Genomic DNA, 22,884 nt, shown 5'->3' on the forward strand with positions numbered 1-22,884 from the left:
ATCACCGCGACCAGTGCCGCCAGGCCGACCGCCGCGATCAGCGCGGCCGCTGTCGGGCGCACCAGACCGGCCGCCGCGCAGCACACGCCGGCGAGGATCCAGCGTTTCTTCACCACGCCGACCAGCGCCCACACGGCGAACGCGCAGAACGTGGCCTCCGAGTACGTCATCGACAGCACGACGGCCATGGGGGACGCGGCGAACAGCGTCACCAGGATCAGGCCGGCCCGCGTCGAGCCGTCGCGCACCGCGCGGCCCAGCACGAACAGGCCGTACACGCAGAACAGGCCGCTGATCAGGCTGACCGCGAACGCGGCACCCACCACGTCCACGCCCGGCAGGCCGTCCACCCACCTGACCAGGGCGGGGTAGCCGGGGAAGAACGCCAGTGGAGTCTCGGCGGAACGCCTGCCGGCCGCGTCGGTCAGACGCAGCGGCACGTCGTTGTAGCCGCCCTCGGCGATCCCGATGAACCACTCGCCGTCCCACGACTTCAGGTTGTCGGCGGCGGTGTCGGTCTTGCCGGTGGTCTTGTTCTGGTACTCGACCACGAGCTGCAGCACGAACAGACCCACCTGGCGCACGAACAGGTAGATCAGCGCTGGAGCCGTCCAGCGCACGGCGGGGTGTCTGAGCGCTTCGGCCATCCGTGAGCGCGCACTGCTCTCATGCACGGCTGCTGGGGCCTCCACGACATCGACGCTCGACGACACCCGGACAGAGTAGTCACGCGCGTCACGGCTCCAGAGTCTCACCAGGTGGTCCGGGTAGGCTGCCTACGACGTGGGGTTTTAGTCGCGCGAAGGAGGTCAGGTCGGTGGCGCTCGTCGTCCAGAAGTACGGCGGTTCATCGGTTGAGAGTGCCGAGCGGATCAAACGCGTGGCCGAGCGCATCGTCGCGACCAAGAAAGCGGGCAACGACGTCGTGGTCGTCGTGTCCGCCATGGGTGACACGACCGACGAACTGCTCGACCTCGCCCGCCAGGTCTCCCCGGTGCCGCCAGCACGTGAACTCGACATGCTCCTCACCTCGGGTGAGCGGATCTCGATGTCGCTGCTCGCGATGGCGATCCACTCCCTGGGTGCAGAGGCGCGCTCGTACACGGGCTCGCAGGCAGGCGTGATCACGACCTCGGTGCACGGCAAAGCCCGCATCATCGACGTGACTCCGAGCCGGATCCAGGACGCGACGTCCGAGGGGGCCATCGCGATCGTCGCGGGCTTCCAGGGTGTCTCGCAGGACTCGAAGGAGATCACCACGCTCGGCCGTGGCGGCAGCGACACCACCGCGGTGGCGCTCGCGGCGGCGACCAAGGCCGACGTGTGCGAGATCTACACCGACGTGGACGGCGTCTACACCGCCGACCCGCGCATCGTGCCGAACGCGAAGAAGCTCGACACGATCTCGTACGAGGAAATGCTCGAGATGGCCGCCTGTGGCGCCAAGGTGCTGATGCTCCGCTGCGTGGAGTACGCCCGCCGCTACAACGTCCCCGTGCACGTCCGCTCTTCGTTCAGCAACAAGACCGGAACCATCGTGTCCGGTTCAGTGGAGGACCTTCCCGTGGAACAGGCGATGATCACCGGCGTCGCGCACGACCGGTCCGAGGCCAAAGTCACCGTGACGTCCGTTCCCGACCACCCCGGCATCGCGGCCAAGATCTTCCGGGTCGTGGCGCAGGCGGAGCTCGACATCGACATGGTCGTGCAGAACATCTCGCAGGCGGCGTCCGGACGCACCGACATCACGTTCACGCTGGCCAAGGTCGACGGCCCGCGCGCGGTGGCGGCGCTGGAGAAGGCCCGCGGCGAGATCGGCTTCGACCAGGTCCTCTACGACGAGCACGTCGGCAAGGTGTCGCTGATCGGCGCGGGCATGCGCTCGCACCCCGGCGTCACGGCGACGTTCTGCGAGGCGCTGGCCACGGCCGGCGTCAACATCGACATCATCTCCACCTCGGAGATCCGCATCTCGGTCATCTGCCGCGACACCCAGCTCGACGACGCCGTCCGTGCCCTGCACGACGCGTTCGAGCTCGGTGGCGAGGAAGAGGCCGTCGTTTACGCAGGGACTGGACGATGACCGCCCCCGTTCTCGCGCTGGTCGGCGCGACCGGTGCCGTGGGCACCGTGATGATCGACATCATCAACACCCGTTCCTCCGTGCCGTGGGGCGAGATCCGGCTGATCGCGTCCCCGCGCTCGGCGGGCAAGAAGATCAACGTGCGCGGCCAGGACGTCACGGTCATCGCGCTCTCGCCAGAGGCGTTCGACGGCGTGGACATCGCGATGTTCGACGTGCCGGACGAGGTCTCCGCCGAGTGGGCCCCGATCGCCGCCGAGCGCGGCGCGGTCGCGATCGACAACTCCGGCGCGTTCCGGATGGACGCGGACGTGCCGCTGGTCGTGCCGGAGGTGAACTCCGACCAGATCAACAACCGCCCGCGCGGCATCATCTCGAACCCGAACTGCACGACGCTGTCGATGATGGCGTCGCTCGGTGCCCTGCACCGCGAGTTCGAGCTGAAGGAACTGGTCGTCGCCTCCTACCAGGCCGCGTCCGGTGCCGGGCAGTCCGGAATCGACCGCCTCTACGCCGAGATCAGTGCGCTGGCGGGCAAGGAAGCGGGTGTGCAGGCCGGCGACGTCGCCGAGGCGCTGTCCGCGGCCGGTCTCTCCGCTGCCGACTCGCCGTTCCCGGCCCCGCTGGTGCTGAACGTGGTGCCGTGGGCCGGTTCGCTCAAGGACGACGGCTGGTCGTCGGAGGAGCTGAAGGTCCGCAACGAGGCTCGCAAGATCCTCGGCATCCCCGACCTGAAGGTCTCCGCGACGTGCGTCCGCGTCCCGGTCGTCACCACGCACTCGCTGTCCGTCCACGCGACGTTCGCCCGCGAGGTCACGGTCGAGGCCGCGCACAAGATCTTCGAGGCGCAGCCGACGATCGTGCTGATCGACGACCCGGCCGCGAAGCGCTTCCCGACGCCCGCCGACGTGGTGGGCGAGGACCCGACGTACGTGGGCCGCGTGCGCCAGGCGCTGGACTTCCCGAACACGCTGGACTTCTTCGTGTGCGGTGACAACCTCCGCAAGGGTGCCGCGCTGAACACCTACGAGGTCGCGGAAGAGCTCGCCAAGCGACTCTGACCGAAGTTGGTCAAAAGGCCCCTGCCGAGTGCGGCAGGGGTCTTTCAGCAGTACCTGGCTGCGGGTCTGCACGGGGCGCGGGTGTCCGAACAGGACTGATCGACCAGTTGGCCGCGTGTTCGGCCGAAGATCCCGCGAAGGCGTTGGCGGACTGGGAGACCGAGGCCGGTCCGAAGCCGCCGATGGCACAAGAGTGGTTCACCCGCTACCCACCCTCCTAGGCTGAAGCGCATGGCGGAGAGCGACGAACAGTACGACGCGCTGGGTGCGATCTACGAGCGTGCCAAGCACATCCCGACCGGACTGGCCGAGCGCGCCACGTTGCTCTCGGCGGTCGGTGACCTGCGCGGCAAGTCGGTGCTGGACGTGGCCTGCGGCACCGGCTTCTACACGCGGCTCTTCCACGACCTCGGAGCGACGAGGGTGGTGGGCGTCGACTCCGCCGGGGAGATGATCGGCTACGCGCGTCACGTCGAGGAACGCGAGCCGCGCGGGGTCACCTACGAGCAGCACGACGCGACCACCCTGCCCGTGCTCGGTCAGTTCGACGTCGTCACGGCCGTGTGGCTGCTCGGCTACGCGGACGACGAGCCCGCGCTCGACGCCATGATCGGCAACCTCGCCGCGAACCTCGCACCCGGCGGACGGCTCGTCGTGCTGGTGCCGAACCCGGACGCCGACTGGGACCTGCTCGCCGAGTACGGCCGCTACGGCTACGAGATCACCCGCACCGGCCCGATGAACCTGAAGCAGCCGGTCGAGGTGCACGTGCTGGGCGATCCGTCGTTCGACTTCGACTCCTTCTACTGGGAGCGCGGCGTGTTCGACGCGGCGCTGACCCGTGCCGGTCTGGCCGACGTGACGCGCCAGCCGGCCGTCACGCCGGACGACGAGCGCGGCGAGGAGTTCTGGGGCCCGTTGCGGAGGTCCCCGAGCTTCGCCGTTTTCACCGCCGTGCGGGCCGATTCATGATCGTCCTCGCGGTGGACCTCGGCACCACGGCCACCAAGGTCGTCGCGGTGGACGCTCAGGCGAACGTCGTCGCCTCGACCGAGCGCGCTTATCCGATGCGCACCAGCGGTCTCGAAGCCACGCACGACCCTCAGCAGGTGCTCGACGCCGCGTTCGACGCGATCCGCGAGCTGGCGTCAGAAGACGTGAAAGCCATCGCGCTGACCGGCGCCATGCACTCGATCATGGGCCTGGACGCCTCGCTGAAGCCTGTCACGGAGTCGCTGAGCTGGGCCGACAACCGCGCGGTCGAGCAGACCGAACGGCTGCGGGGTACTCAGGAAGGCCGCGACCTGCACCAGGCGACCGGTGCCCCGATCCACTCGTTCACGCCGCTGATGAAGCTCGCCTGGTTCCACGAGAACGGTGTCCGTGCCGCGAAGTGGTGCGAGATCAAGGACTACGTGCACCTCCACCTCACCGGTGAGCTGATCAACGAGCACTCGTCGGGCTCCGGCACGGGCCTGATGAACATCCACACCCTCCAGTGGCACGAGCCGTCCCTGGAGTTCGCGGGCGTCATCGCGGACCAGCTCCCGCCGCTGGTCGAACCGACGCACTCCACGCCGTTGAAAGCCGAGATCCCCGGTCTGCGTCCCGGCACACCGGTCATCGTCGGCGGTGGCGACGGCCCGCTCGGCAACCTGGGCGTCGGCGCGGCCACGCCGGGGTCCGGCGCGGTCTCGCTCGGGACCTCCGGCGCACTCCGCGTGGCCCAGCGGGGCCCTGGCGTCGACGCCGAGGGGCGCACCTTCAGCTACGCCATCGCCGAGGGCCTGTGGGTCCGCGGCGGCGCGATCAGCAACGGCGGCGTGGTGGCCCAGTGGGCTTCGGAAACCTTCGGCATCCCGGTCGGCGACCTGCTCGCCCAGGCAGCGCCGGTCGACTCGGACGGACTCGTCGCGCTGCCTTATCTGCTCGGCGAGCGGGCGCCGTGGTGGGATCCGACCGCCCACGCCGCGTTGCTGGGCCTGCGCCGCGAACACACTCCTCAGCAGATCACCAAAGCACTGGTCGAAGGCGTCTGCCAGCAGCTGGCGCTGGTGCTGGACGCGGTTCCGCACGTGGAGTCGTTGCGGATCACCGGCGGCGCCTTCCGCGCCCCGGTCTGGGCCCAGACCCTGGCCAACACCCTCGGCATGCCGTTGCACCTCACCGAGGAGAGCGGCGGTTCAGCGGTGGGCGCGGCACTGCTGGCGTGGCGGGCGCTGGACGAGATCGAGTCGCTGACCGTCGATCTCGTGCAGCCGACTCGGACGATCACGCCCGACGAGGGCGCCATCGAGAGGTATGCGAAAGCGCGGCCGTTCGTGGCGAAGGCGTACCGGGCGCTGGAGGAGCTGTACAGCGACTGACCTCGGGTGGCGACGGTCACATCGTTAGCAAAGAAAACCTTTTGCCATCCACGTGAGGATGGCGGTGTGGACCTCGCCCCCTTCAAACACGTTCTCCTGCTGCCCAGGGTCCGCCCACTCGCCCTGCTGATGTTCTTCGCGAGGATGCCCCCTGCGGCGACCGGCGTGATCTTGACGCTGCACGTCGCGGTCACGCTCGACAAGGGGTACGGCGCGGCGGGACTGGTCGGGGCGGCGGGGACGATCGGCATGGGGCTGGGCGCTCCGCTGATGGGCAAGCTGATCGACGAACGCGGCCTGCGCGCGATGCTCGCCGTCAGCGTCACGGCCTCCGCGACGTTCTGGCTCAGCGCACCGCTGATGGGCTACTGGGTGCTGCTGGTGTGCTCGTTCCTGGTCGGCCTGCTCGGCGTGCCGATGATGTCGATCGGCAGGCAGGTCATCACCGCGCTCGTGCCGGAGAGCCGGCGCCGGGTCGCGCTGTCGGTCGACTCGATCTCGGTCGAGCTGTCGTTCATGGGCGGGCCCGCGCTCGGCGTGTTCGTGGCGACGAAGTTCTCCACGAGCGCCGCGTTGCTGTTCATCGGCGTCTCGACCCTGGTCGCGGGCTTGCTGCTGTACTGGGCGAACCCGCCGATGATCCACGAGGACGAGGTCGTCGACGGACCGCGGCCGAAGATCATCGAGTGGATGCGCGGCCGGATCGTCGGCGTGCTGGTCGTGTGCGTGGGAGCGACCGTGTGCCTCGCAGGCATGGAGGTCTCGGCGATCGCGAGCCTGGAGCACATCGGCAAGCAGAGCTGGCTGGGCGTGGTGTTCTTCGCGATGTGCGCGGCGTCGATCGCGGGCGGCCTGGTCTACGGCGGCGTGAAGAAGGCGCCCAGCGTGCTGGTGCTGCTGGTGGTGATGGCGGCGTTCGAGATTCCGGTCGGGCTGGGTGACGGCAGCGTGCTCTGGCTGTGCCTGCTCATCATCCCCATGAACATCACCTGCGCGCCGTTGATCGCGGCCTCGGGCGAACACATCAGCAGGCTCGCGCCGCCCACCGCCCGTGGCCTGGCGATCGGCCTGCAGGGATCGGCGTTCACCGTCGGCAACGCGATCGGCGCGCCGATCGCCGGTGTCGCGATCGACCACGGTGGCGCACCGGCAGGGTTCGCGATCGTCGGCGTGATCGGGCTGCTGGTGGCGGGCGTCGCATGGCTGCTCGCGCGGCAACGTAAACCCGTTGCCACCCAGACGACGATGGCATCGTGAACCTCGCCCCGTTCAGACACGTCCTGGTGCTGCCGGGGGTACGTCCCCTGATGCTGCTGATGCTCTTCGCCAGGATTCCCCCGACGGCGGCGGGCGTCACGGTGACCCTCCACGTCGTCACGACGCTCGACAAGGGCTACGCGGCGGCAGGCACGGTCGGCTTCGCGACCATGGTCGGCATCGGCCTCGGGTCGCCGTTGATGGGCAGGCTGATCGACAGCAAGGGCCTGCGGATCACGCTGACCCTCAGCCTGCTCGAAGGCGTCTTCTGGGTGACGGCGCCGTTGATGGACTACTACGTGCTGCTCGTGCTCGCGTTCGCCAACGGGCTGGTGGCGGTGCCGATGATGTCGATCGGACGGCAGGCCCTCACCGCGCTCGTGCCGGAACCCCAGCGCAGGCCCGCGTTCTCGCTGGACTCGATCTCGGTCGAGCTGTCGTTCATGGTCGGGCCCGCGGCGGGTGTGCTGATCGCGACGAAGTTCTCGAGCGGCACGGCGCTCATCGCGATCGGCGTGGCGATCATGGCCGCCTGCGCGTTGCTGTTCGTCGTGAACCCGGTGCTGGTGCACGAGGACGAGGTCGTCGACGGTCCGCAACCGAGGGTGAAGGAGTGGTTGCGCGGGCCGATGATCGCGGCGCTGATCATCCCGTTCGGCGCCACGATGGCGTTGTCCGGCATGGAGATCGCCTCGATCGCCTCGCTCGAGCACGCGGGGAAGCAGGGCTGGCTGGGGCTGATCTTCGTCGTGATGTGCGCGGCTTCGGCCCTCGGCGGGCTCGTCTACGGCAGCCTCAGACGGGTGCCGAGCGGCGTGGTGCTGTTGGCGTGCATGGCGCTGCTCGAGATCCCGGTCGGCATCGGTGACGGCAACGTCTGGCTGCTGGCGCTCGCGCTCATCCCGATGAACTTCGCGTGCGCGCCGACCATCGCCGCGTCGACCGAGCAGATCAGCAAGCTGGCGCCCGCCTCGGCGCGCGGGCTGGCGCTGGGACTGCAGGGTTCCGCGTTCACGTTCGGCGTCGCGGCCGGTCAGCCGCTCGCGGGGATCGCCGTGGACCACAGCGGACCCCCGCTCGGCTTCGTCGTCGCTGGCGTGGCGGGACTGGTGATCGCGGGGATCGGCTGGGTGCTCGGCCGGCAGCGTCAGGCGGTCTCGGCCACGTCCTGAGCGGAGTTCGCCAGCGCGAGGCCGGTCCGCAGTGCGCCAACCGCCTCGGACACGGCCTCGCGGAAGATCCCGCCGACGCCGAGCACGTTCGCGAAGCCGTGGAACAGGCCTTCGTGGCGCCGCAGCACGACCGGCACACCCTCGGCGGCCAGGCGTTCCGCGAACGCCTCGCCCTCGTCGCGCAACGGGTCGTAGCCCGCGGTCGCGATGTAGGTGGGAGGCAGGTTCGAGAGGTCATCGGCGAGCATGATCGACAGGCGCGGGTCATGGCGGTCGCGGCCGCCGGCGCTGTACTGGTCGAGGAACCAGTCCATCTTCTCGTCGGTCAGGAAGAACCCGTTGCCGAAGATCTCGCGCGACCGGCGGCGCACCGACGCGTCCACACCGGGGTAGAAGAGCAGCAGGAACGCGATGTCGATCTCGGCGTTGTGCGCGGTGACCGCGGCCAGGTTGCCACCGGCGCTGTCACCGCCCAGCGCGATCCGTTTCGCGTCGATGCCCAGGTCTTCCGCCTTGGCGACGGCGTAGCGCAGCACCTCGGCGGCGTCGTCGACCGCCGCGGGGAACGGGTACTCGGGCGCGAGCCTGTAGTCGGCGGCCAGCACCCGCACCCCTGCTTCTTTCGCGAGGAACCGGCACAGGTTGTCGTGGGTCTCCAGACCTCCGGTGACCCAGCCGCCACCGTGGTAGAAGATCAGCAACGCCGAGCCGGGCGCGAGGCCGTCCGGCGTGTAGAGGCGGCCGGCGAACTCGCCGATCGTGAGGTCCCGCGCGCCGATCCCGGTGATCTTCGGGCCGCCCACGAGCTTCGAACTCAACTCCAGGTCCAGTCGGCTCTCGGAAGCTGTCTTCGTGCGCCAGTCCGTTCCGGACACGTGAGCCAGCTTCAGCAACAACTGCGCTTCGGGGTGCAGGTCCTGGCCGTCCAGACGGATCGGCGTACCGGCGATGAGGCGGCGCAACGGGCCCGGAAGACCGAACGCGAAGCGCAGTGCACCGGCCAGTACGCCGGCCTGGATGTTCGACATGTGTTGCAGGTTACTAGCGAGTAGTGCTGGATCTCCAGGTATCTGGAGGTGGAAGGATCGTTGTCATGACGGTGACGGTGGTGGGCATCGGCGGCTCGATCAGGTCCGACTCGCAGTCCGAACGGGCGCTGCGGGTGGCCCTGGAGGGTGCCCGCGAGCTCGGTGCGAGCACGATCCAATACAGCGGCCCCGAGCTGGTACTCCCGTTCTACGACCCGTCTGTTCCAGAACGCACGGACGTCGCCAAGAGGATGGTCGAGGACCTGCGCAAGGCCGACGGCGTGATCCTCGTGTCGCCCGGCTACCACGGCACCGTGTCCGGCCTGGTCAAGAACGCCCTCGACTACATCGAGGACCTGCGTGACGACGACCGCCCGTACCTCGACGGCCGCGCGGTGGGCACCATCACCGCCGCGTACGGCTGGCAGGCCGCGGTGAACACGCTCGCGGCGGTCCGCTCGATCGTGCACGCGCTGCGCGGCTGGCCGACGCCGCTCGGTGCCGCGATCAACTCCGCGCAGGTCAAGTTCGACGGCGACGGCGCCTGCTCGGACGACGACGTCGACCGCAACCTCAGGATGATCGGCCGCCAGGTCGTCGAGTTCGCGCGGCGGCAGGCGTCTCATCTCGACGTGAACTGACTCACGATCGGGCAGATAAGTCGTGTGCGATCCGTTCTAACCAGTGAGTAACAACCACTGACTCAAGGGAGAGCGGAATGGAAGCGCTGTACACGGCCGAGGCGACTGCTTACGGCGAAGGCCGCAACGGCGAGGTTCGTTCCTCCGACGGTGTGATCGACGAGGTGCTGTCGGTCCCGAAGGAGATGGGCGGCCCCGGCGGCGACGCGACCAACCCGGAGCAGCTGTTCGCGGCCGGTTACGCGGCCTGCTTCAACTCCGCCCTCGCCGCCGTCGCGCGCGCGGGCAAGATTCAGCTCGCTTCTTCTGAGGTAACCGCCAAGGTGGGGATCGGCTCGAACGGCGCCGGCGGCTTCCAGCTGACCGTCGAGCTCGCCGTGAACATCCCCGGCTTTGACAAGGCGGTCGCGGAGAAGCTCGTCGAGCAGGCCCACCAGGTTTGCCCGTACTCCAACGCGACGCGCGGCAACATCGAGGTGGCGATCACCGTCACCGTCTGAGGAGGCGCGTTCGACCATGGCCAAGAACCCGATCACCAGCCCACTCGCTGACGGCGACCGCGACGCGGTCGGAGCAGTGCTGCAGGCGACACTCGTCGACCTCGTCGACCTGTCCCTGATCGGGAAGCAGGCGCACTGGAACGTGATCGGCAAGAACTTCCGCAGCGTCCACCTCCAGCTCGACGAACTGGTCACCACGGCGCGCAACGCCGCCGACCAGGTCGCCGAACGGGCGGCCGCTCTCGGCGTCACGCCGAACGGCACGGCGAAGACCATCGCCGCGTCGTCCGGCGTGCCCGAGATCGAGACCGGCTGGCTGAAGGAGGAGCAGGTCGTCACCGCGATCACGTCCTCGCTGGGCAAGCTCATCACCCGCATGCGCACCCGCATCGACGAGACCGACAAGCCGGACCTCGTCACCCAGGACCTGCTGATCGGCATCACGCAGGAACTGGAGCAGGCGCACTGGATGTGGCAGGCCCAGGCCGCCTAGTTCATGAGTTGACGGACGGCCCGCTCCTCGATGGAGCGGGCCTCGTCCACAAGATCAGCCAGTTCGTCGTAGTCGCCGCCTTGGGCGATCTTCGACCAGAGCGCGCCGGACTTCATTAAGTCGTCCGCGCCCGGCAGTCCGACCTCGTTGAGAAACTCCGCGTACAACGGCCGGGTTGCGCCCGGTCCCGTGTACTCGACCTCCAGGCAGTCGTGCAGCCGCTGCCTCACGAACCCAGGGTCGTCTGCCCAGCGCTGGCTCCAGCCCTTCTTCCCCTTGTCGCGCAACTCCTTCGCGAGCTTGCGCATGCCGGAGAAGCCGAAGTTCACGTCGAAGTTGTTGCCCAGCACCGGCCCGGTGAGGTGCTCGCACGTCATCCGCACCGCGGCCGCCACGTCCGGCTCGCCGGTGCGTTCGCCGATGCTGATCATCTCGTGCTTGCCCCGGCCCCAGCTGGTCATGAACTCGGCGAGCGGCTGGGTGTGCGTGCCGTGGTTGTGCACGGTGACCGTGTCGTCGTCCACGCCGAGCACACCGACCGGGTGCTTCTCCTTGCCGAGCAAGCAGATCACCGGCCCGTCGGCTGAGCGCAACTGCTGTTCCGCCTTGCGCGCGGACGTCGTGGACGTGACATCGTGGGCGATGTTCGCGTGCATGAGCGCGGTCGGGATGAACGGTGCCGGGTGGTGCCGCGCGACGATCGTCATCGTGGGCGTGTGGCCCTTGTACTCGAAGACGAAGTACATGAACCCGATGCCGCCGGCGAGCCCCGCCAGCATCGCCTCCGACCACTTGCCACCCAGGACTTCTCGAAGCAGCCCCGAGTCGTGCATCTGCGCCGACCGCGAGTCCTGCTTCCGCCCGTCCGGCCGGCCTTTCTCCTGCTCGGTCATGGCGTGCCTATCGCGGGCATCTTGCCCGGCGTTTCCGACATCGTTCTCGGCATGTGGCGGGTCGACATCGTCCCCCGGGCACCGTTGACGGGTCACCGTCCCCGGCATGTCACGGTCACCGATCTGACCGTGCCCACCGCCCCCCGCGCGCTTCCTCCTGGCGCAACGCGCGAACCTTCGTTTCGGTTCCCGAGTTGTCCACAGGCTACCCGAATCCGGATAACCCCAGGTCAGCGAACCGGCAGCCTGTGGACAACTCGCGATCAAGGCCGGACCTACTTGGCGAGGTGCCGCCTCGCGAAGTCGACCTCGGCCGCCGTCTGTCGCATGGTCTCGGCGACCACCAACGAGCCGTGGCCCGCGTCGTAGCGATACATCTCGTAGGCGTGGCCGCGGCCCGCGAGCGCGTCGAGGTAGTTGTCGATCTGCCGGATCGGGCAGCGCGGGTCGTTCTCGCCCGCGAGGATCAGCACCGGCGCGGTGACCTGATCGACGTACGTGAGCGGCGAGCACTCCTTGTACAGGTCAGGCAGATCCTCCGGCGACCCGCCGAACAGCGCCCTGTCGAACGCGCGCAGCGGTTCCATCTCGTCCTCGTACGCGGCGAAGTAGTCGGCGACGGGGACGCCCGCGATGCCGACGGTCCAGCGTTCCGGCTGGACGCCGATGCCGAGCAGGGTCAGGTAGCCGCCCCACGAGGCGCCGCTGAGGACCGACTTCGACGGGTCCGTGAGCCCGGACTGGACCGCCCAGTCGTGCACGGCGGCGATGTCCTCGAGCTCGGTGAGACCCGGCCTGCCCTCGATGGCGTCACGCCACTTCGAGCCGTAGCCGCTGGAGCCGCGGTAGTTCACGTGCACGGTGGCGAACCCGGCGTCCAGCCACACCGCGCGGTACGCGGAGAAGCGGTCCTCGTCGGAGGAGTGCGGGCCGCCGTGGATCAGGAAGACCGTCGGGAACGGACCTTCCCCGGAAGGCTTGGAGATCAGCGCGTGGACGTCGCCGACGAAGACGTCTTCGAGCTTCTCCGAGGTCGCGGGTTTGGCGCCCTGCGGCTCGACCAGGACGCGCTCGGTGCCGTCGGTGGCCAGCGCGCGGATCACCGTGGACTTCTCGGCGGACGACCACGAGTACTCGACGGTGCCGTCCGGGCGCACGCCCGCGGAGCCGATCACGCCGGGCGCGGTGTCCAGAGCGGACAGCACGCCGGTCGCGAGGTCGTAACGGTGCACCGTGTTGCGGGCGTGGTGGGTGTGCACGATCAGCAACCCGGACGCGTCCGGGTACCAGTCGGCGGCGACCTCACCCGGCAGGTCGAGGACGATCTCCCGCTCGGTGTCGGCGGCGACGTCCCAGATCAGCAACTCCTCACGGCCGCGGCGCTCGTGCACCACCAACAGCCGCTGGTCGCCGCGCACCGGGCTGAACGAGACGGCGTCCAGACCCTTGCCCTTGCCGTCCCACTTCTCGGCGACCGTCTCGCCGTTCTCCGCGTTGAGCGCGCGCAGGGCCATGTGCCGGTTGTCGCCGTGCTCGGAGTGCGCGATCACGACCAGCGACTCGTCCTTGGACAGCGCGGACACGCCGGCGTCGTTCACGTGCTGGTAGAGCACCTCGGACTTCCCGTTGCGCGACAACCAGACCGTGGTGCCGTCATCGGTCGACGCGGCCACCGCCGTCACGTTCCTGCCGATCTCCAGACCTGCCGGGTACCCAGGCGTCACGTCAGGGACAGCGGGCTCGGCCTTGCTGCCGTCAGCATTGAACGGCTCGCGCACCCAGACGCCGAACTCGTCGCCGTCGTGGTCGTCGAACCACCAGATCTCGGTGCCGTCCGGGTTCAACGTGGCGTGAGACGTGCCGTTCGGGCGGTCGGTGACCTTGCGGTGCTCGTCCTTCGCGCGGTCCCAGGCGTAGATCTCCCACACGCCGCTCGCGTTGGAGACGTACAGCGTGCGGTCCGGTGCGTCGTCGGCCCAGCCGGGCAGGCTCATCCTGGGAGCGGTGAACCGCTCGCGCCACCGGGTCTCGGCGGCCGGATCTTCGAAAAGCCGGTCCGGAACGTTCGGAGAAGGGTGCATGGTCACCCTTCAACACTAGAGTCACCGGTGGTTCTAGGGGGATCTGAGATGACACAACCGCCACAGTGGGGAGGGCGGCCACCTGCGCGGCCGCCGCATCCACCGCAGGGGTATCCGCAGCAAGCACCTCCGACGTATCAGCAGCAGCCCTGGCCAGGCTGGCTGCCGCCGAAGCCGCCGCACCTCACGATCCTGGCGATCCTCAACTGGATCCTGGCCATCGGCCTGCTGGTCATCGCCGCGTTCGTGCTCATGAGCTTCCTGATGTCCGGCGCCACGCTGATCGTCGGCATCCTGCTCGCGGCCGTCGTCGCAGGGTTCGGGGTGCTGAACGCCCTGGGCGCGTTGTCGGTCAACCACCCGCACTTCCCGAACACGACCGCCTCGCAGGTGGCGGGCATCTTCACCGGGCTGGTGCTGGCGGTGGCGCTGTTCCGCTCGGTCAGCCGCGGCGTCGCCGAGCTCGTTCCGTCGATGGCATCGGCCGTACTGCTGGCGGTGTGCATCTTCAGCCTCGTCCTGGCGACGCGACCGGCCGTGAAGCGGTGGATCGTGGCGAAGCACCAGCTGTCGTTGTCGCAGGGGCACGTCCAGAGGAACCGCCGATGACCTTCGAACTGGCCCAGGTCAACATCTCACGACTGCTGGCGCCGCTGGACAGTCCGCAGCTCAAGGAGTTCGTCGACGCGCTCGACCTGGTGAACGCGGTCGCGGACGCCGCACCCGGCTTCCGCTGGCGGTTGCAGGGCGAGGCGGGTGACGCGACCGCGATCCGCGTCTTCGACGACGACTGGCTGATCGTGAACATGTCCGTGTGGGAGTCGCCGGAGGCGTTGCTGGCCTACGTCTACGGCGACGCCCACCGGGCTGTGCTGCGCGGCCGGCGCCAGTGGTTCCACCACCCGGTCGAGGCGATGACCGCGCTGTGGTGGGTGCCCGAAGGTCACCGGCCGTCCGTTGCGGAGCCGAGGAACGCCTGGTGCACCTGCGTTCCCACGGCCCTTCGTCCCACGTGTTCACGCTGAAGCAGACCTACGGCGCGACGTCCGCGTAGCTGGTGCCGAGCTTGGCGTTGTTCAGCCAGGCCGTGGCGCGCCCGCTGTTGGGGCCCGACCGGTAGACACCCCACTTGGTGTTGACGTGCGTGCCCCACAGCGTGGCGCCGGCGTAGCGCTTCTGCCCGTTGCCGAACGTCTGCTGCACGCCGTTGCGGTACAGCTCGACCCAGCCGTCGTTGCCGCGGCTGAGCCTGAAGCCGATCACCCAGTCGTTCCACTGCCCGGTCGGGAACGGCACCGTCCAGATGTGCTTGGTGCCGCCGCTCGGCGCCGTGAGCTGGAAGTGCAGCTTGCCGTCGCCGAGCGTGCGCAGGACGAACGGCCCCGACTTGGGCTGCGACCCGCTCGCCCCCGAGATGTGCAGCTGGTAGACCGCGATCCAATGTCCGCCGTTGGGGTTGACGTCCCACTTCGCCCGCCAGCCGAAGTAGAACGTCTTGCCCACGTCGGCCGACCCGATCCGGTAGGGCGAGCCGTTCTTGCGCATGCCCCGGCTCTCGCAGCGCTCCTTGCCGTTCGACCAGTCCCAGGTCTCGTACTTGATCGACGGCCCGTACCGGGGATCACTGGCGACGGTGATGCTGCCGGGATCGCGCTCCAGCCCGTCGAACACCGCCGCCGGTCCCTTGGCCGGATCCGCCTCCCACAGCACGTCCGGAAGCGCTTGGGCCGGGGCCGGCGTGATCAACGCGGCTGTGACGACGGCTGTGAGCGCCCAATGTGCGCGCATCAGATCTCCTTCTGTGCAACGCCCGCGGCGAAGGCATAGATCGGATGTCTGCGGCGTGATTCGCACGGTATCGGCGATCAATTGATCGCGCCAGGTTTCACCCGCCACTCGAATATCCGGATGGGTGAGAGTTAATGTTGATGCATGTCCGAAACGATGGATCGCCTCGCCGAGGCTGCCACGTTGGAGGAAGTCCAACAGATCGTCCGCACCACGGCCCGTTCCGCGCTGGCTGCCCACGGCGCGACGTTGGTGCTGCTGGACGGTGATCTCTGCTATTACGCGGACGAGGACTCGATGAGCCCGCTGTGGAAGGGCCAGCGCTTCCCCGTCGCGAACTGCATCAGTGGCTGGGCGATGATCAATCACCAAACCGTGGCGATCAGGGACATCCGCTTCGATTCGAGGATTCCTCAGGAAGCGTATCGGCCGACATTCGTGCGAAGCCTGCTCATGGCCCCGATCCTGCGCCCCGAACCGATCGGCGCCATCGGCTGCTACTGGGCCGTCCCGCACACCGCGACCCCTGCGGAGATCGATGCGCTGGAGTCGCTGGCCCGCGCCGCCGGCGACGCGTTGGAACGCTTCCCGGAAGGACTGCCCCCGCGAGGCTTCCTCAACTGACGTTCTGGAAGTGCCGCAGGGTCAACGGCCGCTGCAGGTACTCGTCCTCGTCCGGGAAGGTCACCGGGTCGGTGCGCCAGTTGGGCCCCGCGTAGTTCTCGAGCGCCTGCTCGTCCCGCCACCGGCTGACGTACTGGACCTTCTGAGGGTCGTCCACATCGACGAGCACCTCGTGTCCTTCGAGACCGTCATAGGTAGCGGGGAACGCCTTGACGAGGTCCCGCACCCGTTCGACGAACTCCTGCTCCCGTCCCGGCTTCACGAGCGCCTCGGACACACGCGTCAGCATGGCGCCGATCTTATTGCCGGCTCAGCTCTTCGTCGAAGATCCGGTCAACCTGTCCCGACGCCCGCGACAAGGCCTTCACCGCGACGAAGACAACCACAAATCCGGCCGCGGCCGCGACCGTCATCCAGGCCGACGTGAGCAGGTAAACGATCGCCAGCGACTGCAACACCACAATGGACTTGGCCGCGATGACGATCCGCGACCTATGGGCAGGATTGACGGCGGAGGCGGAGTTCATCAGTGCATCTCCCGACTTTTTCAATGATCGCCGAACCACTGCCTTCGTCGTCTCGATCACGAAAGCCGTTACGCACCGTGAGTTGAAGCATCAACCGTCACTCGTACGGGTTATCGCAACGTGCTCGTTCCGTATAGTTTGGTGCGGAACGGTGGCCCTGCGTCATGAGGACACGGTGACGCCTGTGGTCGCTCATGTCGAGTCGCGCCACACCATTGAGTGGCTTATCGGGAAGCTTGCTAATGCGTGCTGGTCGGACAAACAAAAATCGGGCCGATTCCATCGTAAAATGGAATCGGCCCGATTTTTTGTCGGGGTGACAGGATTTGAACCTGCGACCTCTTCGTCCCGAACGAAGCGCGCTACCAAGCTGCGCCACACCCCGGCTGGGAACGAGTAGAACTCTACATCATGTCAGCCCCAGCTCCGAATCGGACCCCCTCATTCCGGTCCTGACCAGGCGTAACGGGCCGAGGAACCAGGGTCAGCAGTGAAGCCTCCGGAGGGCAGCAGAACCGCACCGGCGCGTACGGCGAAGTGCCCATACCCGCGGACACGTTCATCCACATGTGCGAACCCCACCGCGACACACCGCGAGCCCGCGTGCGGTCCAGTTCGCAGTTCGTCACCAATGCGCCGTAAAACGGCACGCGCAACTGGCCGCCGTGGGTGTGCCCGGCCATCACGAAGTCGTAGCCGTCGGCCGCGAAGGGATCCAGCACGCGCGGTTCGGGTGAGTGAGTGACTCCCAGGCGCAGCACGGCATTGGGGTCCGGGGCGCCCGCGATGTCGGCGTACCGGTCGCGCTTCAGGTGAGGGTCGTCCAGGCCGGCGGCGAAGATCGTCTGGCCGCCCACCTCGATCGTCCTGCGCACGTGGGTCAGGTCCTCCCAGCCGCGCTCGACCATTCCGGCGCGGAGGTCGCGCCACGGCAGCGTCACGCCGTGGATGCGCTTGGTCTTGGACGACGGCAGCAGGTAGCGCACCGGGTTCTTGAGCCGCGGCGCGTAGTAGTCGTTGCTGCCGAACACGAACACGCCCGGACGGTCGAGCAACGGGCCGAGCGCGCGCAGCACGGCGGGGACGGCGTCCTTGTGCGCGAGGTTGTCGCCCGTGTTCACGACCAGGTCGGGGTTCAGGTCGGCCAGCGCGGCGACCCAGCGCTGCTTCGACACCTGGTTCGGCGTCATGTGCAGGTCCGAGATGTGCAGCACGCGGATCGGCTTGGCGCCGGGGGACAGCACCGGCACTGTGGCCGTGCGCAGCGTCCAGTGCCTTCTCTCGATTCCGGCCGCGTACGCGATGGTCGCGGTGCCGAGTGCGGTCGTGGCGAGGAGTGCGCGGCCGAGCTTGTTCACGTGTCAAGGGTACGGAAGACGGTTAACTCGATCGGCGCGGCATCCGGCGGGCGGTACCGTTCTGCGCCATGGCGGAGTTGAAGACGCGGCTGCAGAACGATCTGACTGTGGCGATGAAGGCCCGGGAGACGGTCACGGCCGGTGCGTTGCGCATGGCGCTCACTGCGGTGACGAACGAGGAGGTCTCCGGCAAGCAGGCTCGCGAGCTCTCCGACGACGAGGTCGTGAAGGTCCTCGCGCGTGAGGCGAAGAAGCGCAAGGAGGCCGCCGAGGCGTTCGACGGTGCCGGCCGGGCCGAGAAGGCCGAGCTGGAGCGTCAGGAGCTCGCCGTGCTGGAGGCCTACCTTCCCGCCCAGCTCGACGACGCGGAACTCGCGTCCATTGTGGACAAGGCTGTGGAGGCCGTTGCCGCGCAGCTCGGTGAGGCGCCGGGGCCGAAGCAGATGGGCCAGGTCATGAAGGTCGTCAACGCCGAGGTCGCCGGACGCGCCGAGGGTGGCCGGGTGGCCGCCGCGGTGAAGTCCAAGCTCACGAGCTGACGCAAGAAGCCCGCGACCTCGCAGAAGAGGTCGCGGGTCCACAAATCAGAACGCCTTGTCGACCGCGTCCGCGAACTCGCCCATCGACCCGAACTCCAGGTCGTAGCTGAACTCACCGGACGGCCGGGGCGTCGCGCCCCAGCCCGGCTTGTCGCGCCGACGGTTGATCCACACCGACGGCAGGCCCTCGCGCTTGGCCGGAACGTGGTCGTGGAACAGGCTCTGCGCCACGTGCAGCAGCCCTGAACGCTCCACTCCCAGCTCTCCGAGCTTCTTGTCCAGAGCCCGGAAGTGGTTCTCCGCCGGCTTGTACGCACCGACGTCCTCGGCGGTGATGATCGCCGCGAAGTCCCCGCGCAACTGCCTGTTGCTGCCCGCGAATCCGGCGCGGTGCACATTGGACAGAATGATCAGCTGATAGCGGGCGGCCAAACGTGCCAACGCGTCAGCGGAGTCGGGGAACGCGGGCCAGTCCGGAACCGATGAGCCCAGCCGCTGAGCCCACTCCTCGCTCACTTCGCGCCCCAGGTCAGCGCCGGTACGGCGGAACGCGGCGGCCAGCACGTCCGGATACAGCGCAGACGGCGTTGATGCCTCAACGGCCGCCTCCTGGTCGGCGTAGGCGAGCAGCAGCTCCTCGTCGGTGAGATCGAGTCCCTGTTCGCGCGCCCACGGTGAGAGCACCGCGGCGATACCGGTCTCCCAGTCGATGAGCGTGCCGTAGCAGTCGAAGCTGAGTGCCTGGAACTTGGTCAGGTCCATGAGCCAAACTGTAGTACAGTTCAACTGCAGGGCAATCGGATTAAGCTGAGGCCCATGTCCGCCCTCGACGGTCTCGAAGTGCGCCGCACCACCACGGCTCAGCAGCTCGCTGACGGCCTGTCCGAACGGATCATGGCCGGCGCCTTCGGCCCTGGTGACCGTCTGAGGGAGAGCGCGATCGCGGCCGAGCTGGGCGTCGCGCGCAACACGATCCGCGAGGCCGTGCGCATCTTGGAGCTGACCGGCCTGGTCCGTTACGAGGTCAACCGCGGCGCGGTCGTCATCGCGCCCACCCCGGAGAACGTCGAGGCGCTCTACACCGCCCGCGAACGCCTGGAAACGGCCGCAGCCGCCCGAACCCCGCGCCCGGGACAGCTGGAAGCGATCACCACGGCGTCGACGAGCTCGTCGAAGCCGCGCAGACAGGGGACCTCCGCGCGATCGTCGACCGCGACCTCGCGTTCCACCAGACGATCGTCGCGCTGCTCGACAGCTCCAGGCTCGACGAGTTCTACGCCGCGATGACCAAGGAGCTGCGCTTCTACCTCACGGTGCTCTCGAAGTCCGAGACGCCGGAGCAGGTCGTGGCAGACCACGAGGCCATCCTCAGCGCCATCCGCGCCGGCGACCGCGACAAGGCGATCGCCGAGATCCGCGCCCACGTCGACGTGAGCGTCCAGCGACTCAAGGAGATGCTCGCCGAACGGTGAGGCCTATCTGGGCTCACCTGGTTCTGTCGGCAGCGTGATCGGCGGTGGCTCGTTCGGGTTGCCGGGGTCGGGGTTGCCAGGGTTGCCGGGGTTGCCGGGCGTGCCCGGCGGCTGGTTCGACGGCTCCGTGGGCACCGGCGGCGGCACGTACCCCGAGCTCACCGAGAGCGAGATGATCGTGCCGCGCAACGCGTTGCCGCGTGGCGTCTGGCTCACGACCGTCCCCTTCGGCTTGTCGGAGTTGACCGTCTGCTGGCTCACCTTGTAACCGGCCTGCTCCAGGATCCGCACGGCGTCGTTGACCTGGCGGCCCACGACGTCGGGAATCTGGATCTCCTTGCCGCCCTTGAGGTATCGCGGCTCCACCGGTGCGAGCTGCTTCACGGGCAACGACGCGTGCATCTTCGTCATCGTGTCGAACCACGTCCTGGCGGGGATCGTGCCGCCGAAGATGTTGCCGTTGCCGCACAACCGGGGCGCGCCTCCCACGCAGATCGGGCGCGGCGAGGTGCCGTCGTTGAACGTCTGCACGGCGCCGGCGAAGTCAGGGGTCGCGCCGATGAACGCGGCCGACTTGTACTCCTCGGTGGTACCCGTCTTGCCGATCATCGGCCGGTTCCACTTGGCGGCGCGGGCGGCCGTGGCGGCGGTGCCGTTGCCCTGGTCGTCCTTGCTCATGCCGGCGGCGAGACCGTTCGCGAGGCCTTCTGCCACGACCTGCTCGCACGGCGCCTCGTTGAGCGGGACGGCCTTGCCGTTGCGGTCCAGCACCTTCGCGATCGGGGTCGGCGGGCACCACTTGCCACCGCTCACGATGGTCGCGACGACGTTCGCGAGCTCCAGAGTGGACACCGGCGCCGGCGACAGCGTGAACGACGCGTTGCCGCCGCCCTGCTTGTAGAACTCGGTCTGCGAGATGCGGTTCTGCTTGTCCTTGGCCTTCGGGTCGGGCCGGGTGCCCTGGAGGTTCGTCGCCATCGTCTCGCGCATGCCGAGGCGTGAGGCCATGTCGACGACGGCGTCCATGCCCGTCTGCTCTTCGAGGATCACGAAGCCGGTGTTCGGCGACGTCTGCAGTGCCTGCTGCAGCGTCATCGACGACGGGTAGCTGCCGTCGAAGTTGCTCAGGCAGTACCAGCGGGTGCCGGGCTCGCCGGTGCTCGGGCAGCGCTGGGCGCCACCCTTGAAGACGCGCGAGGTGTACGAGGTCGGCGTCTGGATGACGTTCTCGATGCCGAGACCCTTTTCCAGCGCCGCCGCGGCCGTGAAGACCTTGTAGATGGAGCCCGCGCCGAACTTGTTCTCCACGCCGCTCGGCAGGTCGTACGTCGTCTGGCGCTGGTCGGCCTTCAGGCCGTAGTCGCGGTTCGCGACCAACGCGAGCACGTCGTGGCGTTCCTTGCCCGGCTTCACGATGGCCATCGTGTTCGCGATGCCGTCGGTGCCCTTGGGAACGCCCGCTTCCGCAGCCGCCTTCGCCTGCGAGGTGGCCGCTCTGTCCAAAGTGGTCTGAATGGTGTAGCCGCCGGTGCGCAGCTGCTCTTCGCTGAAACCCGCGCGTTGCAAGTAGTTCACCACGTACGAGCAGAAGAAACCGTTTTCCGGACCGGCACCCACACAACCGTTCGGTGGCGTGCGAACGGGGTTCGCGAGTCCGAGTCCTTCCTTCTTCGCGGCTTCACCCGCGTCGAGCGACAGCTTGTCGTTCTCGACCATCCTGTCGATCACTTTGTTGCGCCGCTCCAGCGCTTTGTCCGGATACGCTTCGGGGTCGAGCGCTGACGGACTGTTCACCATTCCGGCGAGCATCGCGGCCTGAGGAACCGTCAACTTGTCCGGCGTGGTGTTGAAGTAAGCCTGCGCCGCCGCCGCGATGCCGTAAATGGTCGAACCGAAAGGAACGACGTTCAGGTACCTGGCGAGGATCTCTTCCTTGCCGAGCTTTCGCTCCAGCTGCAGGGAGATCCGGGCCTCGCGCATCTTGCGCGCGATGGTCTGCTCCTGCGCCTTGGCCTGCTCCAGCTTGTTGTTCCGCGCCACGACGTGGACCAGATAGTTCTTCACGTACTGCTGGGTCAGTGTGGAAGCACCTTGCGAGACGGAGCCGCTGACCTGGTTGGTCAGACCCGCGCGGATGGTGCCCTTCCAGTCCACGCCCTGGTGCTCGTAGAACCGGCGGTCCTCGACCGAGATCAGCGCCGCCTTCATGGTCGGCGAGATCTTCTCGGGCGGTGTCAGGACTCTGTACTGGTCGAACAGGTAGGCGATCGGCAGCCCGTCCTTGTCGGTGACCGTGGTGATCAACGGGGGATCTGTGGTCACGAGGTCGGCGGAGATGCTGTCCACGGTGTCGCTGGCGCGGTTGGACACGAGGCCCGTCGCGCCCACGACTGGGAACAGCATGCCGGCGAGGAGAACCCCAGCCAGCAGGCACAGGCCGAGCATCTTGAGCACGCCATTCCTGACTCGCACGCGGGTCAGCGTACGCCGTACACGAACGGGTGAAGGTGATCAGTAAGGGCCGTTACTCAGCATGAGTAGAGATACGCAAGACAGGTAACAGTCGGGTGACCCAGGCTTGGACGTGGAACCGAACGGCACTACAGTCCGTCAACGTCCAAGGAATGCAGCCGTGGCTCGAACGCTACGGCATCCGTGGCAGGGGTGTGGCGGATTTCCACATTTGGACAGCACTGAGGAGTGGGGGATATGAACCAGGGGGATTGGCGTATCAACGCTTCGTGCCGCGATGAGGAGCCAGATCAGCTCTTCGTCCGAGGTGCGGAGCAGCGCAAGGCGAAGCTCGTGTGCCTGGGATGTCCAGTGCGCATGGAATGCCTGGCCGAAGCGCTGGACAACAGGATCGAGTTCGGGGTCTGGGGAGGCATGACCGAGCGCGAGCGTCGCGCTCTGCTGCGCCGGCGTCCGGACGTCGAGTCGTGGTTCGAGCTGCTCGACAACGCACGTCAAGAGCACCACGAAGACACGAGGGTCGGCTAGC

At 68.0% G+C, this 22,884-nt stretch carries 25 protein-coding genes, 1 tRNA gene and 1 pseudogene; 16 read left to right on the forward strand and 11 right to left on the reverse strand.

Annotation, left to right across the window (positions count from 1 at the left end; genetic code table 11):
• Positions 1 to 692 (reverse strand): annotated as a pseudogene (locus FXN61_RS11690) (hypothetical protein); the annotation flags it as partial.
• Between the two features lie 125 nt (positions 693 to 817).
• Between FXN61_RS11690 and FXN61_RS11695 the strand changes: the two are divergent.
• The 6 genes from FXN61_RS11695 to FXN61_RS11720 all read left to right on the forward strand — a co-directional run bounded on the left by FXN61_RS11695 (position 818) and on the right by FXN61_RS11720 (position 7,939).
• Positions 818 to 2,083: an aspartate kinase gene (locus tag FXN61_RS11695; protein WP_167973142.1), complete on the forward strand. Its 1,266-nt coding sequence runs from the start codon at positions 818 to 820 to the stop codon at positions 2,081 to 2,083.
• Entirely contained in the window at positions 2,080 to 3,144 is a 1,065-nt protein-coding gene (locus FXN61_RS11700) for an aspartate-semialdehyde dehydrogenase (RefSeq protein ID WP_167973152.1), read from the forward strand. Before FXN61_RS11695 ends, FXN61_RS11700 begins: the two co-directional genes overlap by 4 nt.
• A gap of 231 nt (positions 3,145 to 3,375) precedes the next feature.
• Complete coding sequence (locus FXN61_RS11705; RefSeq protein ID WP_167973154.1) at positions 3,376 to 4,116, forward strand: class I SAM-dependent methyltransferase; 741 nt, start codon at positions 3,376 to 3,378, stop codon at positions 4,114 to 4,116.
• Positions 4,113 to 5,510, forward strand: a complete 1,398-nt coding sequence (locus FXN61_RS11710) for a gluconokinase (protein ID WP_167973156.1) — start codon at positions 4,113 to 4,115, stop codon at positions 5,508 to 5,510. Before FXN61_RS11705 ends, FXN61_RS11710 begins: the two co-directional genes overlap by 4 nt.
• A gap of 66 nt (positions 5,511 to 5,576) precedes the next feature.
• Positions 5,577 to 6,767, forward strand: coding sequence for an MFS transporter (locus FXN61_RS11715; RefSeq protein ID WP_167973158.1), 1,191 nt, complete (start codon positions 5,577 to 5,579; stop codon positions 6,765 to 6,767).
• Positions 6,764 to 7,939, forward strand: coding sequence for an MFS transporter (locus tag FXN61_RS11720; protein WP_167973160.1), 1,176 nt, complete (start codon positions 6,764 to 6,766; stop codon positions 7,937 to 7,939). The genes FXN61_RS11715 and FXN61_RS11720 overlap by 4 nt, the downstream gene beginning before the upstream one ends.
• Here FXN61_RS11720 and FXN61_RS11725 read toward each other — a convergent pair.
• Complete coding sequence (locus FXN61_RS11725; protein ID WP_167973162.1) at positions 7,915 to 8,967, reverse strand: alpha/beta hydrolase; 1,053 nt, start codon at positions 8,965 to 8,967, stop codon at positions 7,915 to 7,917. The genes FXN61_RS11720 and FXN61_RS11725 overlap by 25 nt on opposite strands.
• A gap of 65 nt (positions 8,968 to 9,032) precedes the next feature.
• Here FXN61_RS11725 and FXN61_RS11730 point away from each other — a divergent pair, with 65 nt between their 5' ends.
• From FXN61_RS11730 to FXN61_RS11740, 3 genes are all read left to right on the forward strand, one after another.
• Positions 9,033 to 9,608, forward strand: coding sequence for an NADPH-dependent FMN reductase (locus FXN61_RS11730; protein ID WP_167973164.1), 576 nt, complete (start codon positions 9,033 to 9,035; stop codon positions 9,606 to 9,608).
• 77 nt (positions 9,609 to 9,685) lie between these two features.
• Positions 9,686 to 10,108, forward strand: a complete 423-nt coding sequence (locus FXN61_RS11735; RefSeq protein WP_167973166.1) for an organic hydroperoxide resistance protein — start codon at positions 9,686 to 9,688, stop codon at positions 10,106 to 10,108.
• Between the two features lie 16 nt (positions 10,109 to 10,124).
• Positions 10,125 to 10,601, forward strand: a complete 477-nt coding sequence (locus FXN61_RS11740; protein WP_167973168.1) for a Dps family protein — start codon at positions 10,125 to 10,127, stop codon at positions 10,599 to 10,601.
• Here FXN61_RS11740 and FXN61_RS11745 read toward each other — a convergent pair.
• A complete protein-coding gene (locus tag FXN61_RS11745; protein WP_167973170.1) occupies positions 10,598 to 11,494 on the reverse strand; it encodes a DUF4872 domain-containing protein in 897 nt (298 codons plus the stop codon). The genes FXN61_RS11740 and FXN61_RS11745 overlap by 4 nt on opposite strands.
• Before the next feature lie 275 nt (positions 11,495 to 11,769).
• Positions 11,770 to 13,575: a S9 family peptidase gene (locus FXN61_RS11750; protein WP_167973244.1), complete on the reverse strand. Its 1,806-nt coding sequence runs from the start codon at positions 13,573 to 13,575 to the stop codon at positions 11,770 to 11,772.
• Between the two features lie 48 nt (positions 13,576 to 13,623).
• Between FXN61_RS11750 and FXN61_RS11755 the strand changes: the two genes are divergently transcribed.
• On the forward strand, positions 13,624 to 14,184 hold the full coding sequence (locus FXN61_RS11755; RefSeq protein WP_167973172.1) for a hypothetical protein: 561 nt from the start codon (positions 13,624 to 13,626) through the stop codon (positions 14,182 to 14,184).
• Positions 14,181 to 14,600 carry a DUF3291 domain-containing protein gene (locus FXN61_RS11760; RefSeq protein ID WP_312877670.1) on the forward strand — a complete coding sequence of 140 codons (420 nt, stop codon included), beginning with the start codon at positions 14,181 to 14,183 and terminating at the stop codon, positions 14,598 to 14,600. Before FXN61_RS11755 ends, FXN61_RS11760 begins: the two co-directional genes overlap by 4 nt.
• A 7-nt stretch (positions 14,601 to 14,607) precedes the next feature.
• Here FXN61_RS11760 and FXN61_RS11765 read toward each other — a convergent pair whose 3' ends face one another.
• Positions 14,608 to 15,363, reverse strand: a complete 756-nt coding sequence (locus FXN61_RS11765) for a heparin lyase I family protein (RefSeq protein ID WP_167973174.1) — start codon at positions 15,361 to 15,363, stop codon at positions 14,608 to 14,610.
• A 144-nt stretch (positions 15,364 to 15,507) separates the two neighbouring features.
• On the opposite strand from FXN61_RS11765, the gene FXN61_RS11770 reads away from it, so the two are divergent.
• On the forward strand, positions 15,508 to 15,987 hold the full coding sequence (locus FXN61_RS11770; RefSeq protein WP_167973176.1) for a GAF domain-containing protein: 480 nt from the start codon (positions 15,508 to 15,510) through the stop codon (positions 15,985 to 15,987).
• On the opposite strand, the gene FXN61_RS11775 is transcribed toward FXN61_RS11770, so the two are convergent.
• The 4 genes from FXN61_RS11775 to FXN61_RS11790 all read right to left on the reverse strand — a co-directional run bounded on the left by FXN61_RS11775 (position 15,980) and on the right by FXN61_RS11790 (position 17,872).
• On the reverse strand, positions 15,980 to 16,276 hold the full coding sequence (locus tag FXN61_RS11775) for an antibiotic biosynthesis monooxygenase family protein (RefSeq protein ID WP_167973178.1): 297 nt from the start codon (positions 16,274 to 16,276) through the stop codon (positions 15,980 to 15,982). The genes FXN61_RS11770 and FXN61_RS11775 overlap by 8 nt on opposite strands.
• A 10-nt stretch (positions 16,277 to 16,286) precedes the next feature.
• Complete coding sequence (locus FXN61_RS11780; RefSeq protein WP_167973180.1) at positions 16,287 to 16,574, reverse strand: hypothetical protein; 288 nt, start codon at positions 16,572 to 16,574, stop codon at positions 16,287 to 16,289.
• 251 nt (positions 16,575 to 16,825) lie between these two features.
• Positions 16,826 to 16,899 (reverse strand) — tRNA-Pro (locus tag FXN61_RS11785).
• A 19-nt stretch (positions 16,900 to 16,918) separates the two neighbouring features.
• Positions 16,919 to 17,872, reverse strand: coding sequence for a metallophosphoesterase (locus FXN61_RS11790; RefSeq protein WP_167973181.1), 954 nt, complete (start codon positions 17,870 to 17,872; stop codon positions 16,919 to 16,921).
• A gap of 68 nt (positions 17,873 to 17,940) precedes the next feature.
• Here FXN61_RS11790 and FXN61_RS11795 point away from each other — a divergent pair, with 68 nt between their 5' ends.
• A complete protein-coding gene (locus tag FXN61_RS11795) occupies positions 17,941 to 18,411 on the forward strand; it encodes a GatB/YqeY domain-containing protein (protein WP_167973183.1) in 471 nt (156 codons plus the stop codon).
• Between the two features lie 45 nt (positions 18,412 to 18,456).
• Here the strand turns inward: FXN61_RS11795 and FXN61_RS11800 are convergent, their stop codons facing one another.
• On the reverse strand, positions 18,457 to 19,173 hold the full coding sequence (locus FXN61_RS11800) for an HAD-IA family hydrolase (protein ID WP_167973185.1): 717 nt from the start codon (positions 19,171 to 19,173) through the stop codon (positions 18,457 to 18,459).
• A 54-nt stretch (positions 19,174 to 19,227) separates the two neighbouring features.
• Here FXN61_RS11800 and FXN61_RS11805 point away from each other — a divergent pair, with 54 nt between their 5' ends.
• Entirely contained in the window at positions 19,228 to 19,698 is a 471-nt protein-coding gene (locus tag FXN61_RS11805) for a GntR family transcriptional regulator (protein WP_167973187.1), read from the forward strand.
• Positions 19,614 to 19,883: an FCD domain-containing protein gene (locus tag FXN61_RS11810; protein WP_167973246.1), complete on the forward strand. Its 270-nt coding sequence runs from the start codon at positions 19,614 to 19,616 to the stop codon at positions 19,881 to 19,883. Before FXN61_RS11805 ends, FXN61_RS11810 begins: the two co-directional genes overlap by 85 nt.
• Before the next feature lie 3 nt (positions 19,884 to 19,886).
• Here the strand turns inward: FXN61_RS11810 and FXN61_RS11815 are convergent, their stop codons facing one another.
• Positions 19,887 to 22,355: a transglycosylase domain-containing protein gene (locus tag FXN61_RS11815; protein ID WP_167973189.1), complete on the reverse strand. Its 2,469-nt coding sequence runs from the start codon at positions 22,353 to 22,355 to the stop codon at positions 19,887 to 19,889.
• A 237-nt stretch (positions 22,356 to 22,592) separates the two neighbouring features.
• Between FXN61_RS11815 and FXN61_RS11820 the strand changes: the two genes are divergently transcribed.
• Entirely contained in the window at positions 22,593 to 22,883 is a 291-nt protein-coding gene (locus tag FXN61_RS11820) for a WhiB family transcriptional regulator (protein ID WP_167973191.1), read from the forward strand.
• Position 22,884: the final 1 nt, after the last annotated feature.

The sequence above is a fragment of the Lentzea indica genome (assembly GCF_012184385.1).
Classification (GTDB): Bacteria; Actinomycetota; Actinomycetes; order Mycobacteriales; family Pseudonocardiaceae; genus Lentzea; species Lentzea indica.